Origin of the sequence: Pseudomonas sp. S09G 359, assembly GCF_002843605.1 — a bacterium.
In the GTDB taxonomy this organism is placed as follows: domain Bacteria; phylum Pseudomonadota; class Gammaproteobacteria; order Pseudomonadales; family Pseudomonadaceae; genus Aquipseudomonas.
Genome location: NZ_CP025263.1, coordinates 3,537,583 through 3,550,579, shown reverse-complemented (window position 1 = coordinate 3,550,579; position 12,997 = coordinate 3,537,583). Strand labels below are relative to the sequence as shown.

Below are 12,997 nucleotides of genomic sequence, written 5' to 3'. Positions count from 1 at the left end.
CTGGTTTTATTGCACCTGCGGTTGCACAGCCGGCTCGAAGGGGTAGATGCGGCGCCATTCGCTCGCCATATCCACCACGGTCCAGTTCTGTGTTCGGGCTTGGTCGAGGGCCTTGTCCAGGCGCCCCACCTGAGAATTGCGGTCATAGGCCCACTCCCGCCTGGCGTCGGTGTGGTGTACCAGGCCCATGAAACGCTTGCCGCTGCCGGCGGCGGTCCATTGCAACATTTGCAAGTCGCCGTCGGAGTTGCCAAAGGCCAGGATGGGTCGGCGGCCAATGATCGCGTCGATGCTTTCCGGCTTGCCCGGGCCATCGTCGTTGTGCGCCAGCTTGGCGGTGCGCAGTACCTGGGGCTTGCCGTTGTTGAGCTGGAACTGGGTGACGAAGTTCGAACCGATCACCTGCTCCGGTGGCACGCCGTAGACCTCTTCGGCGAAGGCACGCATGAAGGCGGTGTCACCCCCGGAGACGATGTAGGTCTTGAACTGCTGGCTGCGCAGGTAGTCGAGCATCTCCAGCATGGGCTGGTAGATCATCTGGTTGAACGGCTTGCCGGTTTTTGGGTGGCGGGCCTGTTTTAGCCAGTTTTTCGCGTTGTCGATAAACGCCTCGGTGCTGACCCCGGTGTGCGTGGCGCCGATGACTTTCAGCAGGCCGTCCATGCCGCTTTCAGCCAAGGCCTTGTGGTCGCCCTCAAGCACCGCTTTGAAAGGCTGGGTGGTTTTCCAGTCGGGGTGCTGGGGCGCCAGGCGCTTGACTTCATCGAAGGCGAACAGCACTTCGAAATACGCCGGTTGCTCGGTCCACAGCGTGCCGTCGTTGTCGAACACGGCGATGCGCTCAGCAGGTTTTACGTAATCCTTGGAGCCTTCGGCGGTGACGGCCTGGACGAATTCGATGATCTGCTTTTTGCTCGGGCCTTCGTTCCACGACGGCAGCGGGTCGGCGGCCAGGGCGGGCAGGCTGAGCAACAGCAGCAGGGGCAGGGCAGAACGCAATGACGTCATGGGAAATCCTTTTCGCGACGAGGGTTCAGTGGAAGCAAGCGTAGTTGACGACACACCCAACGCAATGTTGCGCACAGGTTTCGCCAGATCGGCGGCAGGCGCGGCCACAGCCCATGCACCAGGTAACCGGCCAGTACCAGCAGCACCACGGCCGCCGTCCACGCCACCAGGTGCCGCGACAGCTGCCAGCGCGTGTGTTGCCCAAGGGCCTTGAGGTCGTCAGCGATGGCGAAGGGCGGCGCGTAGGTGCTGGCGGCCTGGGCGTCGACCGTGAGCGCCGGCACCTGCGCAACTTGCAGGCGCTGGTTGCGGGTGTCCCACCATTTCACGCTGATGGCCGGCAGGCTGTAATGCCCGCCCTGCACGACGCGGTACACCAGTGGGTCGATTCGCTGGCCACCCGTAACGGCGCCGCGCCCGTCCCCCAGGTTGCTGATACTCGGCGCCTGTGGGTAGAGGCGCAGGCCATCGATTGCCGCCGCAGCTGGCGGAGGAAGCGCCAAGCCCGGCGTGTCGTCGGCTTGCAAGGTGAGGGTTCGGGTAAGGCTGTCGCCGACTTTCAGGCCCGCAGCCTCCAGGGTTTGGCTCAAGCGTACGGCGCTGGCGACCAGTACCGGCTCGCCCGGGGCAAATCCCGGGGGTTGGGTGGCCTCGAAGGTCAGCGCTGCGGTCTGGGCGCTCAGGGGCGCAGTGGCTTGGCCCGGCTGGGCACTGACGGTCAGCGAAGGCACCGTGAAGTGCTGCGCCACGCTCGGTGTGATGCGATAGGCGTAGCGCATGCCGTAGAAGGTTTGCCCGCCAATCACCTGGGTGGTGTGCTCGGCCTCGCCACCGGGCGCCTGGACCCGCGCGCCATTGAGCTTGAATTCCGGCAGGCTCGCGCCCGCGGTGAACCAGGTGTCGGTCAGCACATCCACCTGCACCTGCACTTGCTGGCCCACCACCACCGCGCTGCCCGGCAGTAATTGCGCCTGCACACGCAGTTGCGGTTCGGCGGCCCACAATGGCCCGGCGAGTAACAGCAGCAAGCCGCAGTAGCGCGTCATGGGCGTGCGTCCTGTTCTTGCAGGCTGAATTTGCGCCGCAGGAAATTCGCCGGCGAAGTCGTCAGGTTCTGGAGCCACAGCGCATCGTTATTGGCTTGTTCGGTCTGGATCGCCTTGCTCTGGCCCTTGCCGGGCGCCTTGTCGAATTTGATCGCGTCCGGCTTGACCTCGGGGGTGTTTTTCTCAGCGCTTTCGGTGTCTTTTTTCAAGGCCAGCGCCAGCGCCAGGTTGGCACTGGCCTGGGGGAACACCGGTTGTTGTTGCAAGGCGTGTTGATAGGCCGCGATGGCCTCATCGAACCTGAAGCGGCGTACGTGAATATTTCCCAGATAGAACGCCGCTTGCGGGGTGTCCAGCGCGGCGAAAGTGGCTTGTGCCAGGTCGTAGTCAGCGGCGTTGTAGGCGGCGATGCCTTTCCAGTACGGGTCGACAAACCGCGCTGCGGCCTCGGGGTAGTGGTGGTGTTCAAAGGCCCAGCGGCCTTGTTGGTCTGGGGTCAGAAACGGGTTGGCCTCGGCCTGGGGCGGCGCTAGCAGCACACCCAGTAACACGATGGCGGTCCAGTTCAGGCTCCAGCCGCGCCGCACACTGAACAGCGCCATCAGCAGCAACGGCCAGCACAGCCAGTAACCGGCGTCCTTCCACTGCAACAGGCGCTGTTGCTCATCCGCGTTCTGGAAGTGCGCCTGGGCGTGGAGTTCGATCCAGTCCAGGTCATCGTCATTCAAGGTCAGGCTGCCCAAGGGCGCGTCCGTAGCCGAAGCCAATGCCTTGAGCGTGGGGCTGCTGCCGAGCGCCAGCACCAGCACTTGTAACGGGCTGTCGGCCAAGTGTTGCTTGAGCGTGGGCAACTGCGCGGTGTCGGCGCCATCGGTGATCAACAGCAAGGTGCCGGGTGCCTGCTGCAGCAAGCGCTTGGCCTGGTCGATGACGCCGGCGACGTCCTTGCCGGGGCTGGTGATCAAGTCGGTGGCGAGTGCCTGGATAAAGCTGTCGAGCAGCGCAGGGTCATCGGTGGGTGGCAATACCAGGTGCGCGCTGCCGGCGTACACCAGCAGTGCGGTGCGCGCGCCTTTGCGCCGCTGGATCAGGTCGTGCAGCTTGTGTTTGGCGGCGGTCAGACGCGTAGGCGGTACATCGGCGGTGTCCATGGACGGCGACAAGTCGAGGGCAACGATCAAGGGTGCGCGGTTTTCGAGGAAGTCCGGGTGATCCTGCTCCCAGGTCGGCCCGGCAGCGGCAATTGCGCCGAGCATCAACAACGCGCTGACCAGGTGCACGGGGCGCAGGCGATGAGCATCGGTGGGGGTGAGCAGCAGATGCGGCAACAGATGCGCTGCGATAGTGCTGCGCAGGCGCCGTTGCAGGTCGCGGCTGCGCCGCCAGATCAGCGGCAGCAGCGCGCCGAACAATGCCAGCAACAGCCAGGCGGGGCGCAGGAAGTGCAAGTCAGTGAAATCCATCGGCGGCCTCGCGTTTGAACCGGTGGGGCCAGCACGCGCCGATCAGGTGATACAGCGCCAACACGGCCAGCGCCGCCGACAGCGGCCACCAGAACAGGTCGCGCTTGGGCTGGTGGCTCAGGGTGTTGACTTGATGCGGGGTGATTTGGTTGAGGGTCGCGTAGACCTGGCTCAGGCTGTCGCGGTCTTCGGCGCGGAAATAGCGGCCACCGGTGGCCGCGGCAATCGCCTGCAACGCGCTGAGATTGACCTTGGCTTCGCCGCTCGCCTGCGGGTCGCCGATGGCGATGGTATGGATGATCACGCCCTTGGCGGCGGCCATGTCGGCGGCGTGGTCGGGGGTGATCGCGCTGCTGGTGTCATTGCCGTCGGTGAGCAGGATCAGCACTTTTTCCGGCTCATGGGCCTGGTCCAGCAGCTTGAGGCCCAGGCCGATGGCGTCACCAATGGCGGTATTCGGCCCGGCCATGCCGATGCCGCTGTCGTCCAGCAGCAGCGACAGGCTGGCATGGTCCAGGGTCAACGGCGCCTGCGGGTAGGCGCCGCTGCCAAACAGGATCAGGCCAATGCGGTCATCCTTGCGCTGCTGGATAAAGCCATGCACCACCTGTTTGACGGCGGCCAGGCGGTCGATTTTCTGCCCGTTGGCGTCGGTAAAGTCCTGGGTCTGCATGGACTGGGAGATGTCGATGGCGAGCATCAGGTCGCGCACCGGCTGTTGGCGTTCGATGGGTTTTTCGACCCATACCGGGCGGGTGATGGCCAGCACCAGCAAGGCCCACACCAGCAGGTTAAGCAGCAACTGGCGGCGATTGCGGCGCGTGCCAGTGGCCGACGGCGCCGCACCCGCCGCCTGGCTCATGCCAGCGAAAAACGGCACACGCACCGCGCTGCGCGCTTCGCTGTAAGCGGGCAGCCAGCGGTAGGCCAGCCACGGCAGCGGCAGTAACAGCAGTAACCAGGGGTAATCAAGCTGCCACATGGTGATGCTCCACCCAGGCTTTGCACTGGGCCAGGAGTTGCGCGTCCGGGGAAGGATTGCCGTAGGCCAGTTCGGCCAACCGTTGGCTGAGATCGTCCGGGATCGGCGCGCCGGCGTGGCGTTGCAGGAAGGCTTGCCAGTCGCTGCCACTCAAGGTCGGGACGCGCTGGTGTTCCTCGGTCGACAGCGGCATCGACAGCGCGACCCGCTTGAGCAGTTCGGGCAGCTCGCGCAGATCGGCCAAGGTATTCAAGCGCGCCAAGGCTTGGCGCCGATACGCATCGCGGCGCCAACGCAGCCATTTGCGGGTGGCCAGCACCAGCAACCCCACCACGACGACGCCCAGCAGCGCACCCCAGCCCCAGGTCTGCGGCCAGTAGCTGACCGGCGCGGGCAAGCCCAACTCCTGGAGTTGTTCGATGCTTGGCACGGGGTTGGTCACCGGTGTTTCCCCAGTTCGCTGCGTAACTGGTCAGCGGCGGGAGCGGCGGTGCTGATCATCAACAACGGTACCTGGCTGCGGCGCAGCAGAGTGGCTACGTCCTTCAAGCGCCCGCCAAGAAAATCCCCCAAGGGTTGGCGCACCTGGCGCTTGCTCACCTCCAGGGTGACTTGCAACTGGCCCTGAGTGATCAGCAATTGCCCGCGACTGGGCACGTTCAGCGCCAACGGGTCGTACACCTGCAGCGCCACCACGTCGTTATGCGCCGACAGTTGTTGCAGCAATTGCAGGGTGCGCGGGCTGGCGTCGGCAAAGTCGCTGACCAGGCAGATCAAGTGATCGTGGCCGGCCACGGCCAGGCACTGCTGCAAGACCTTGTCCAACTGGCTGGGGCCTTGGGGGTCGACATTGCTGGCGGTCAATTCGGCATTTTGCTCGGCGATGCGGCTGCACAGCGCCTCGACGCGCTTGCGGCTGCGCAACGGCGCCACGCTGTCGATGCGTGCATCGTTGAACACCAGGCCACCCACCCGGTCACCGGCGTTGAACACCATCCACGCCGCCAGCGCGCCAAGCTCTGCCGCCACGGCGGATTTGAAGCTGCGCACCGAGCCGAAAAACATCGACATGCGCTGGTCCACCACGATCAGTGCCGGGCGGTCGCGTTCTTCGGTAAAGGTGCGCACCACGGGTTTACCGGTACGCAGCGATGCGCGCCAATCCAGGTGGCGCAAGTCATCGCCGGGTTGGTAGCGGCGCAGCTCATCGAAATTCAAGCCGCGCCCACGCAGGCGTGACGCATGGTTGCCCGCGAGGATGCTGCCCTGGGGCTGGCGCGCGACAAAGCTCAAGTCCCGCGCCTGGAACTGCAAGGCCATCAACTGCGCGAGGCTGACGTAGACCAGGCCGTCGGCGTTCATGCCGGGATCGCCACTTTGCTGAGCAGGCGGTCGAGTACCTGGTCGGCGCTGACGCCATCGGCCACCGCGTCATAACTGAGTTGCAGGCGATGACGCAACACCGGGTGGGCCACCGCTTGCACATTGGCCGGGGTCACAAACGCCTGGCCCTGCAACCATGCCTCGGCCCGCGCGCAACGGTCCAGGCCGATACCGCCACGCGGGCTCGCGCCCAGGCTGATCCAGCGTGCGAGGTCGGCGTCGTAGTCGGCGGGATGGCGGGTGGCGTTGATCAGGTCGATCAGGTAGCGATCGATGGCGGGCGAGACCTGAATCGCGCTGACTTCCTGGCGCGCGCTGAAGATGACGTCTTGCGCCAGGGTAAAACCCAGGACGGCCTGGGTGGTTGCTGCCTGTTCTTCCTCGCGCAGCAGGCGCAGTACCTGGCTTTCATTCTCGGCGCTGGGGTAGTCCAGCAATACTTTCATCACAAAACGGTCCATCTGCGCTTCCGGCAGCGGGTAGGTGCCTTCCTGCTCGATGGGGTTTTGCGTGGCCACCACGATAAACAGCGTTGGCAGCGGGTGGCTGGCGCCGGCCACGGTGATCTGGCGTTCTTCCATGGCTTCCAGCAAGGCCGCCTGGACCTTGGCCGGGGCGCGGTTGATCTCGTCGGCGAGGATCAGGTTGCCGAACAGCGGCCCCGGCTGGAAGCGGATCTGGTTCTGGCCGTCGACCTGGTGCAGTACCTCGGCGCCGGTGATGTCCGAGGGGAGCAGGTCGGGGGTGAACTGGATGCGGCTCATCTTCGCGTCCAGGTGCCGGGCCAGGGCCTTGACCGTGCGGGTCTTGGCCAGGCCCGGAAGGCTTTCGAGCAACAGGTGCCCGTTGGCCAGCAAGCCGATCAGAATCTGGCGGATCACCTGGTCCTGGCCCAGAACACTTTCGGCCATGCTGGCTTGCAAGGCATTTAAATCGTTGAGCGCTGTCATGCCAATCGTCCTTGAAGCAGTGGGTCACCAGGGCGCGGCGACCACGATGTACTGAACCGCACCGCCGACGTAACGCGGCTGGTACCAGGTAGGCCCGCAATGCTGGTAGGCCACGCCATTAGCAACCACCGAGACACACTCCGCTGGCACGCTGCTGACCTGGGTGCCGATGGCCAGGATGGTCGCGGTGGTGGCGCCCACCACGGCCGCCGTGGCCCAGGGGTGATACCAGTCATCCGGGTGCGGCGGTGGAGGCGGCGGCGGTGGTGGATAAGGATGCGGACCAGGCGCTGGCCCCGGGTGCGGTTGCGGTTGCGGTCCCGGATACGGATGGGGCTGCGGATAGGGATGCGGCTCAGGGTGCGGCGGCATAGGCCGTGGTGCCGGCATTGGATGGTGCTGGGGCACCACAAATGTGCGTGCGCCTGCGCCACCGCGCACTTGCCAGGCCTGGGCCACCAACGGACAGAACGCCGTCAGCAGCAAACTTGCCGTCAGTACCGCTGCCGTGACCTTCATGGCTGCTCTCCCTTTACATCGCCCCGTGGCGAGCGGGCTTGCCCGCGTAGGGCTGCGTAGCAGCCCCAAAACCGGGTGCTGCGGTCTTTCAGGAAGTCTCTGGATGTGCTTACTAGGGCTGCTGCGCAACCCAACGCGGGCAAGCCCGCTCGCCACAACAGTGGGTTTGGCAGAGGGGGCGGGGTCAATGGGGGGCGGCTCCCTGTGGCTGCGGTGGCGTGAACCACATCGCCCCGTGGCGAGCGGGCTTGCCCGCGTTGGGCTGCGTAGCAGCCCCAAAACCGGGTGCTGCGGTCTTTCAGGAAGTCTCTGGATGGGCTTACTGGGGCTGCTGCGCAGCCCAACGCGGGCAAGCCCGCTCGCCACAACAGTGGGTTTGGCAGAGGGGGCGGGGTTAATGGGGGGCGGCTCCCTGGGGCTGCGGTGGCGTGAACTACATCGCCCCGTGGCGAGCGGGCTTGCCCGCGTTGGGCTGCGTAGCAGCCCCAAAACCGGGTCCTGCAGTCTTTCAGGAAGTCTCTGGATTGGCTTACTGGGGCTGCTGCGCAGCCCAACGCGGGCAAGCCCGCTCGCCACAATAGTTGGTTTGGCAGAGGGAGCGGGGTCAATGGGGGGCGGCTCCCTGGGGCTGCGGTGGCGTGAACTACATCGCCCCGTGGCGAGCGGGCTTGCCCGCGTTGGGCTGCGAAGCCGCCCCAAAACCGGGTCCTGCAGTCTTTCAGGAAGTCTCTGGATTGGCCTGCTGGGGCTGCTGCGCAGCCCAACGCGGGCAAGCCCGCTCGCCACAATAGTTGGTTTGGCAGAGAGGGTGGGGTCATTGGGGGGCGGCTCCCTGGGGCTGCAACTGTTGCATTGGGACGGCGCGCGCGCCAGGCGGTGGTGTGAACTCAAAGTCGTCGGGCGACAGGGCGGGGCTGAGTTGCCATTGATAGTCGACGCTGTGGCGCGGCTGCTCGGCGCTGTCACGTCGGCTGATTACCAGGCGACAGGGCACGGGCTGCGGGCCCTGGCGGATCCACAGTTGCCAGTCGATATCCGGTTGGCGAAAGGCGTAATGGTCACAGGCCTTGCCGTCGAGGCTGTCATGGCCGATCAGCAAGGCACTGCTGAGGCCGACGGCATTGGCCGTGTCGCGGTTCCAGCGGAACAGGTCGGCCAGCGGCAGTTCGATGCCATAGCGTTGGCTGAGCTGGTCGAGCAAACCGCTGATATCCGCCGGCGCATCCTGGCTGGCGAAGTAGCCACTGCGGCTGTCGAACAAGGTGAAACGCTTGCCGTCGTAGAACAGGCTGCGGCGCTTGCCGTCACTCTCGACCGACACGTGCAGCTTGTCCGGCCGCTTGGCTTGCAGGCGGGTGTGGTGGCGGAACTCGACGACCTGGCCGTTTTCCAGCACCTGGTCGGTACGGCTGTCGGCCTCGATGCGAAACTGCGCCAGGCTGCGCAGGTAGCCGCCCATCTGCTCCAAGGCGCTAAGGGCCTTGGGTTCCAGCTCGTCGGCAACGGCGGCGCTGGCGGCGAGTAACAGACCGATCAAGATGAGGCGTGTGCGATGAAAGCGGGACATAAAGCACCTCGTTCAAACCGGCGCACAGGTACGCTGTGCGCAAGGTGTTCACCACACGTACTGCAGGCGCAGAGTCCAGGTGGTCACATCCGGTGAGCCGCGACGCTCAGCCACCGTGTCGGTGTAGGCGAGCAAACCACCGAATTGCGGTGACAACATAAAACCCATGCTCGCACCGAGCAGGCCGTTTTCCTGCTTGTTGTCTTGCCAATCGCCGTCGATACGGCTTTCACCGCCACGGCTGTAGGTGGCATCCGCAGAGACCCACAACGCACGGTTGATGGTGTAGCTGTAGTGGCCTTCAATCGCGTACAGCGGCTTTTGTTCAAGCTTGCTGTCGCCGTGGTAGTCATCGTTGTCGCCGAACAGCGAGACCCAGGTGTTGATTTCCAGCCAGGTTGGGCCAATCGGCGTGCCAAAACCCAGCTCGGGCTTGAACACCCAGCGGTTGGAGCCGATGTTGATCACCCGGTCCTTGTCGTAGTCGCCCGTTGGTGCGGTGATCCATAGGGCGCCGGTGAGGAATGTCTCGGGTTTCCAACTGGCAAACTCTTCGGCAGTGAGCGCCGGGCCGCCGAAGATATTGTGGACAAACACCACTTGGGCGTCGCCCCGGCCGCCGTTGTGCTTGGTGCCATCGAAAAATTGCGCGTTGTCGAAGGAGGCGGACACGTCGGCGTAGGGCTGGATGAACTGCACAGCGCTGTTGCGCCCGTCAATGCTGAACGAACGGGCGAAGCGCAGCAGGTAGAGGTCGGCATTCAACGACAGGCCGGTGATCGGCAACGTGGTGTCGATGGGAGTGTTGGTGTCGATGCGGTTGTAGTAACCGAACACCATGTTCAAGTCGGTCGGGGTGTTCTGCCAGTCCCTGGCGTTGTCGGCAAACCCTAGCGCTGGCATCAACGCCAGTGTTGATGCACACACTGCACTCAGTCGGACACGTAAAACCATGGCGCTACTCCTTGTATCGGCCTGATTCAGTGAGTGACGTGCCCGACCGGGCACGTCGTATTACTTAAGCGGTGTCAGTGGCGGCAGCTTCCATTGGCCATTACCCACCTCAGGCTTGGGCAGGTAAATCCGCAGTACGGCGTAAAACGGGCCTGGTGGGGCCGGCAACCAATTGCTCTGTTCGGCTTTCGGCGGTTCGTGGTGCTGCAAGGCCAGGGTCAGGCCGCCGTCGGCGTCCCGTTTGAGGCCCGCGAGCATGCGCGAATTGATCAGGTAGCGTTTCTTGTGATTGGGGACGAGCAATTTGGTCTTGCCGTCGTACATGGTCAGCGACCAGAACGCGTCGGCCGGCGGCAGTTGGTCCTTGGCGAAATGCACGGTGTAGCTGTGGCGGGCGCCGTTGGCAGGTTTGCCCTCGCTGTCGACGAAGTAGCCCAGGTAGGCGGCTTCATCGGTGGAGTTGCCGAAAATCCCCATGTCGGCGCCGGCATAGCGGTACAGGTAGTTGTTGTTCAAGTGGTCGCGGCTGCCGAACAGGTCACCGCTGGTAACCTGGTGGGTGTCGACCTTGTCTTTTTTGAACGTGGCAAATTCGGCGCGGGCGTCGCTGATGCCATCCTCCAGGGCCTTGCGCTGTTCGGCGGTCAAGTCCTTGAACTTGAACGGCGCGCCCGGGACGATACCGATCTTGGCAAAGCGCGCGAGCAGGTCTTTTTCGCTGTCCTGGGGGGCGGCGAACGCCAGCATAAAGTTCAGGTAGCGAAACAGTTGCGGGCCTTCGGTCATGGTGGCCATGGGCTTGGGCCATTCGATCTTCGGCGCCTTGGCCGGGGCGGCCTGCTTCACGTAGTTGCTCAGCGATTGCACTTTGTAGCCATTCTGGATCTGCTTGACCTTGTTCAGGTCCTTCTCGTCAAACAACTGCGTGCGGTACAGGGCGTAGGCGATATTGCTCTCGCTGTACACCACGCGGTCCACGTCCACCGGTTGCTGACCTTTCCAGTCGGGGCCGGCGATCATGTAGTGGCCGCCGTTGTTGCCGGTGCTGCGGGTACCCAGGTAGGCAAAGTTCTGCGTATAGAGGTCGATCAACTGCACCGAGTAGTAGCGGTTGTCTTCGATCTTGGGCAGGGTCAGCACTTGGGGTTCGCTGCGCAGGTCCAGCCACACGAAGGAGTAGGGCGTGTCTGAGTTCGGGGTGACGAACGCGGTGTCCTTGGGCGTAAAAACCTGGGCGGTATTGCCGATATGGTTGAACGGCGCCTTGAAGTTGGCACCGCCTTTATCGACCGCCTGGGTGTAGAGCGTCTTGTACATTTCCACCACCGGGTAGCCATACAGGTAGGCTTCCTTGGCAATGGCCCGGGCTTCGCTCGGGGTTGCGCTGAAGTCGGCCCAGGCGCCGGTACTCATCAGTATCGAGAGGCTCGCCAACAGCAGGCGCGTCGGTTTTCCAATCATGTTGTTGCGTCCTTCCAGGGTTCTTTTACAGGGCGTGGGATGAAAGCGCCGAGTTAACCGTTTTATTTGCCGAACGTCACGTTAATCCCTGCAAACAAGGTGAACTGAGGCAGGTCGTCACCTTTGCGCGCCACGGTCCATTGCGGCTCGACAAAGGCGTTGATGATGTTGCTGCCGGACTTCCACGCCTTGCCCGCACCGAACCCGATGGGGATGTAATGGGTGTCGTTTTTCAGGTCGAAGGTCCAGGTGCCGGTGGAGCGCAGGTACCAGCCTTTGGGCAGGTTATGAATGATAAAGGGCTGGAATGTGGCGCTCTCCACATGCGCGCGGTCATGGTCGCCGGCGAATGAACTCTGGTATTGCACCAATGCGCCGAGCAAACCGCGTGGCGAGGCATCGATGGCGACGGCTGCCAGGCCCGCCTGCCACTTGCCCGTGCCGAGTTCATCGTGTTCGGCAGTGGGGGCGGTGATTTGCGGGCCGATGCCCAATTGCACGCCGTCGGTCTTGAGCAGGAAGATATCGAACAGGTTGAGGTCGCCGATGCCGGTGCTGTAGCCATTGTGGGGGTCTGGGCGGGTGCTGATGGGCAGGGTGGCGCGCAGTAACTGCGGCACGCCGATAAAGTCCGAGGGGGCGATGGGCAAGGTGCCGCGCAACAGCAGGTCGTTGGTGTGCGCGTTGGTGTCGTATAGCTTGGGGGTGTAGTAGTCCTGCAGGTTCGCGCCTGGCGCCAGGTTCAGCGGGTTATTGCTCTTGTTGGCCGTCTCCGCGTTATCGGCGTGGGCGGATAACGTCGGTAATGCGAAAGCGGCCAGCAACAATGCCGGTGCGAAAGGTGACCTGAGCATGACTATTCCCCCATTCCATGGCGACTGGCCCACAAGCGTCTTCGCGCTCGGGCTGTCCTTATGCGTAAACGCTGTAGGACATGTCGATTGAAATTAGCAGCTAAATCCAGACGCGCTAGCAATCCGAAGGAATTAGTTGTTTAGGCGGGAAGCATCGATTTGACTTTGTCGCGCAGCTGATCGATGGAGAACGGCTTGGCGATCACCTGCATGCCGACGGGAACGTCGATGTTCTCCGCATAGCCGCTGGCAAACAGGATGGGCAGTGCGGGGCGCAGTTCACGGACTTTGGTCGCCAGTTGTTTGCCATCCATATCGGGCAGGCCCACGTCTGTCATCATCAGGTCGATGACTTGGCTGGCGTTTTCGACCACCTTCAACGCCTCTTCAGCGTCCGCAGCTTCAACCACCGAAAACTCCAGTTCTTCGAGGACATCGACGATCAGCATGCGCACAATGGCATCGTCTTCGACTACTAGGATGGTGGAGGGGGCAGCGCACATAGGGGAAATTCCTGAGGGGTTATAGATGCAGGTCTTGTGTAATTCAACGACCACTCTGATCCCTGAGTCTTGTCGATCCAAGTAAGTTCCCTGGAATGCCATCATTGTGAAGGCAATGCGCGTAAAAGTCGCGCGCCGCGCCAGGTGAGCTGTCGCACGCGCCACCTTGCCTGCCGCGTAGGGCATGCCGAATCGATGCGTGATTCCATACTCGATCGTAGGCATTTGCCGCAAACCAGCGCAGAAACATAGCCCTGGCCCCTCAAGTTCGGGCAAACTCTGCGTTTTTCCCACTTGGACAAGGCAT

At 63.5% G+C, this 12,997-nt stretch carries 13 protein-coding genes; all 13 read right to left on the bottom strand.

Annotated features, from left to right (window positions below; genetic code table 11):
• Positions 1–6: 6 nt before the first annotated feature.
• Positions 7–1,008, bottom strand: coding sequence for an HAD family phosphatase (locus tag CXQ82_RS15890; RefSeq protein ID WP_101270591.1), 1,002 nt, complete (start codon positions 1,006–1,008; stop codon positions 7–9).
• Positions 1,005–2,054, bottom strand: coding sequence for a BatD family protein (locus CXQ82_RS15885; protein WP_101270589.1), 1,050 nt, complete (start codon positions 2,052–2,054; stop codon positions 1,005–1,007). The genes CXQ82_RS15890 and CXQ82_RS15885 overlap by 4 nt, the downstream gene beginning before the upstream one ends.
• Positions 2,051–3,517 (bottom strand): VWA domain-containing protein, encoded by a 1,467-nt coding sequence (locus tag CXQ82_RS15880; protein WP_101270586.1) that lies wholly within the window; start codon positions 3,515–3,517, stop codon positions 2,051–2,053. Before CXQ82_RS15880 ends, CXQ82_RS15885 begins: the two co-directional genes overlap by 4 nt.
• Positions 3,504–4,499, bottom strand: a complete 996-nt coding sequence (locus CXQ82_RS15875) for a VWA domain-containing protein (RefSeq protein WP_101270584.1) — start codon at positions 4,497–4,499, stop codon at positions 3,504–3,506. The genes CXQ82_RS15880 and CXQ82_RS15875 overlap by 14 nt, the downstream gene beginning before the upstream one ends.
• The gene (locus tag CXQ82_RS15870; protein ID WP_101270582.1) at positions 4,486–4,941 is read right to left on the bottom strand and encodes a DUF4381 domain-containing protein; all 456 of its coding nucleotides are present in this window, start codon (positions 4,939–4,941) and stop codon (positions 4,486–4,488) included. Before CXQ82_RS15870 ends, CXQ82_RS15875 begins: the two co-directional genes overlap by 14 nt.
• Positions 4,938–5,861, bottom strand: a complete 924-nt coding sequence (locus CXQ82_RS15865) for a DUF58 domain-containing protein (RefSeq protein ID WP_101270580.1) — start codon at positions 5,859–5,861, stop codon at positions 4,938–4,940. Before CXQ82_RS15865 ends, CXQ82_RS15870 begins: the two co-directional genes overlap by 4 nt.
• A complete protein-coding gene (locus CXQ82_RS15860) occupies positions 5,858–6,832 on the bottom strand; it encodes a MoxR family ATPase (RefSeq protein WP_101270578.1) in 975 nt (324 codons plus the stop codon). Before CXQ82_RS15860 ends, CXQ82_RS15865 begins: the two co-directional genes overlap by 4 nt.
• A gap of 24 nt (positions 6,833–6,856) precedes the next feature.
• On the bottom strand, positions 6,857–7,351 hold the full coding sequence (locus tag CXQ82_RS31445; protein ID WP_177409910.1) for a hypothetical protein: 495 nt from the start codon (positions 7,349–7,351) through the stop codon (positions 6,857–6,859).
• 814 nt (positions 7,352–8,165) lie between these two features.
• Positions 8,166–8,918, bottom strand: coding sequence for a DUF2092 domain-containing protein (locus CXQ82_RS15850; protein WP_101270574.1), 753 nt, complete (start codon positions 8,916–8,918; stop codon positions 8,166–8,168).
• Positions 8,919–8,966: 48 nt separating this feature from the next.
• On the bottom strand, positions 8,967–9,872 hold the full coding sequence (locus CXQ82_RS15845; protein ID WP_101270572.1) for a transporter: 906 nt from the start codon (positions 9,870–9,872) through the stop codon (positions 8,967–8,969).
• A 60-nt stretch (positions 9,873–9,932) separates the two neighbouring features.
• Positions 9,933–11,333, bottom strand: coding sequence for a DUF1254 domain-containing protein (locus CXQ82_RS15840; RefSeq protein WP_101270570.1), 1,401 nt, complete (start codon positions 11,331–11,333; stop codon positions 9,933–9,935).
• 62 nt (positions 11,334–11,395) lie between these two features.
• Positions 11,396–12,187, bottom strand: coding sequence for a hypothetical protein (locus CXQ82_RS15835; RefSeq protein WP_101270568.1), 792 nt, complete (start codon positions 12,185–12,187; stop codon positions 11,396–11,398).
• 140 nt (positions 12,188–12,327) lie between these two features.
• A complete protein-coding gene (locus CXQ82_RS15830) occupies positions 12,328–12,690 on the bottom strand; it encodes a response regulator (protein ID WP_101270566.1) in 363 nt (120 codons plus the stop codon).
• Positions 12,691–12,997: the final 307 nt, after the last annotated feature.

Coding starts and splice junctions, on each gene's coding strand:
- CXQ82_RS15835 (WP_101270568.1), bottom strand. CDS start 12,187: ATGCTCAGGTCACCTTTCGCACCGGCATTGTTGCTGGCCGCTTTCGCA.
- CXQ82_RS15860 (WP_101270578.1), bottom strand. CDS start 6,832: ATGACAGCGCTCAACGATTTAAATGCCTTGCAAGCCAGCATGGCCGAA.
- CXQ82_RS15880 (WP_101270586.1), bottom strand. CDS start 3,517: ATGGATTTCACTGACTTGCACTTCCTGCGCCCCGCCTGGCTGTTGCTG.
- CXQ82_RS15885 (WP_101270589.1), bottom strand. CDS start 2,054: ATGACGCGCTACTGCGGCTTGCTGCTGTTACTCGCCGGGCCATTGTGG.
- CXQ82_RS15875 (WP_101270584.1), bottom strand. CDS start 4,499: ATGTGGCAGCTTGATTACCCCTGGTTACTGCTGTTACTGCCGCTGCCG.
- CXQ82_RS31445 (WP_177409910.1), bottom strand. CDS start 7,351: ATGAAGGTCACGGCAGCGGTACTGACGGCAAGTTTGCTGCTGACGGCG.
- CXQ82_RS15865 (WP_101270580.1), bottom strand. CDS start 5,861: ATGAACGCCGACGGCCTGGTCTACGTCAGCCTCGCGCAGTTGATGGCC.
- CXQ82_RS15845 (WP_101270572.1), bottom strand. CDS start 9,872: ATGGTTTTACGTGTCCGACTGAGTGCAGTGTGTGCATCAACACTGGCG.
- CXQ82_RS15890 (WP_101270591.1), bottom strand. CDS start 1,008: ATGACGTCATTGCGTTCTGCCCTGCCCCTGCTGCTGTTGCTCAGCCTG.
- CXQ82_RS15830 (WP_101270566.1), bottom strand. CDS start 12,690: ATGTGCGCTGCCCCCTCCACCATCCTAGTAGTCGAAGACGATGCCATT.
- CXQ82_RS15850 (WP_101270574.1), bottom strand. CDS start 8,918: ATGTCCCGCTTTCATCGCACACGCCTCATCTTGATCGGTCTGTTACTC.
- CXQ82_RS15840 (WP_101270570.1), bottom strand. CDS start 11,333: ATGATTGGAAAACCGACGCGCCTGCTGTTGGCGAGCCTCTCGATACTG.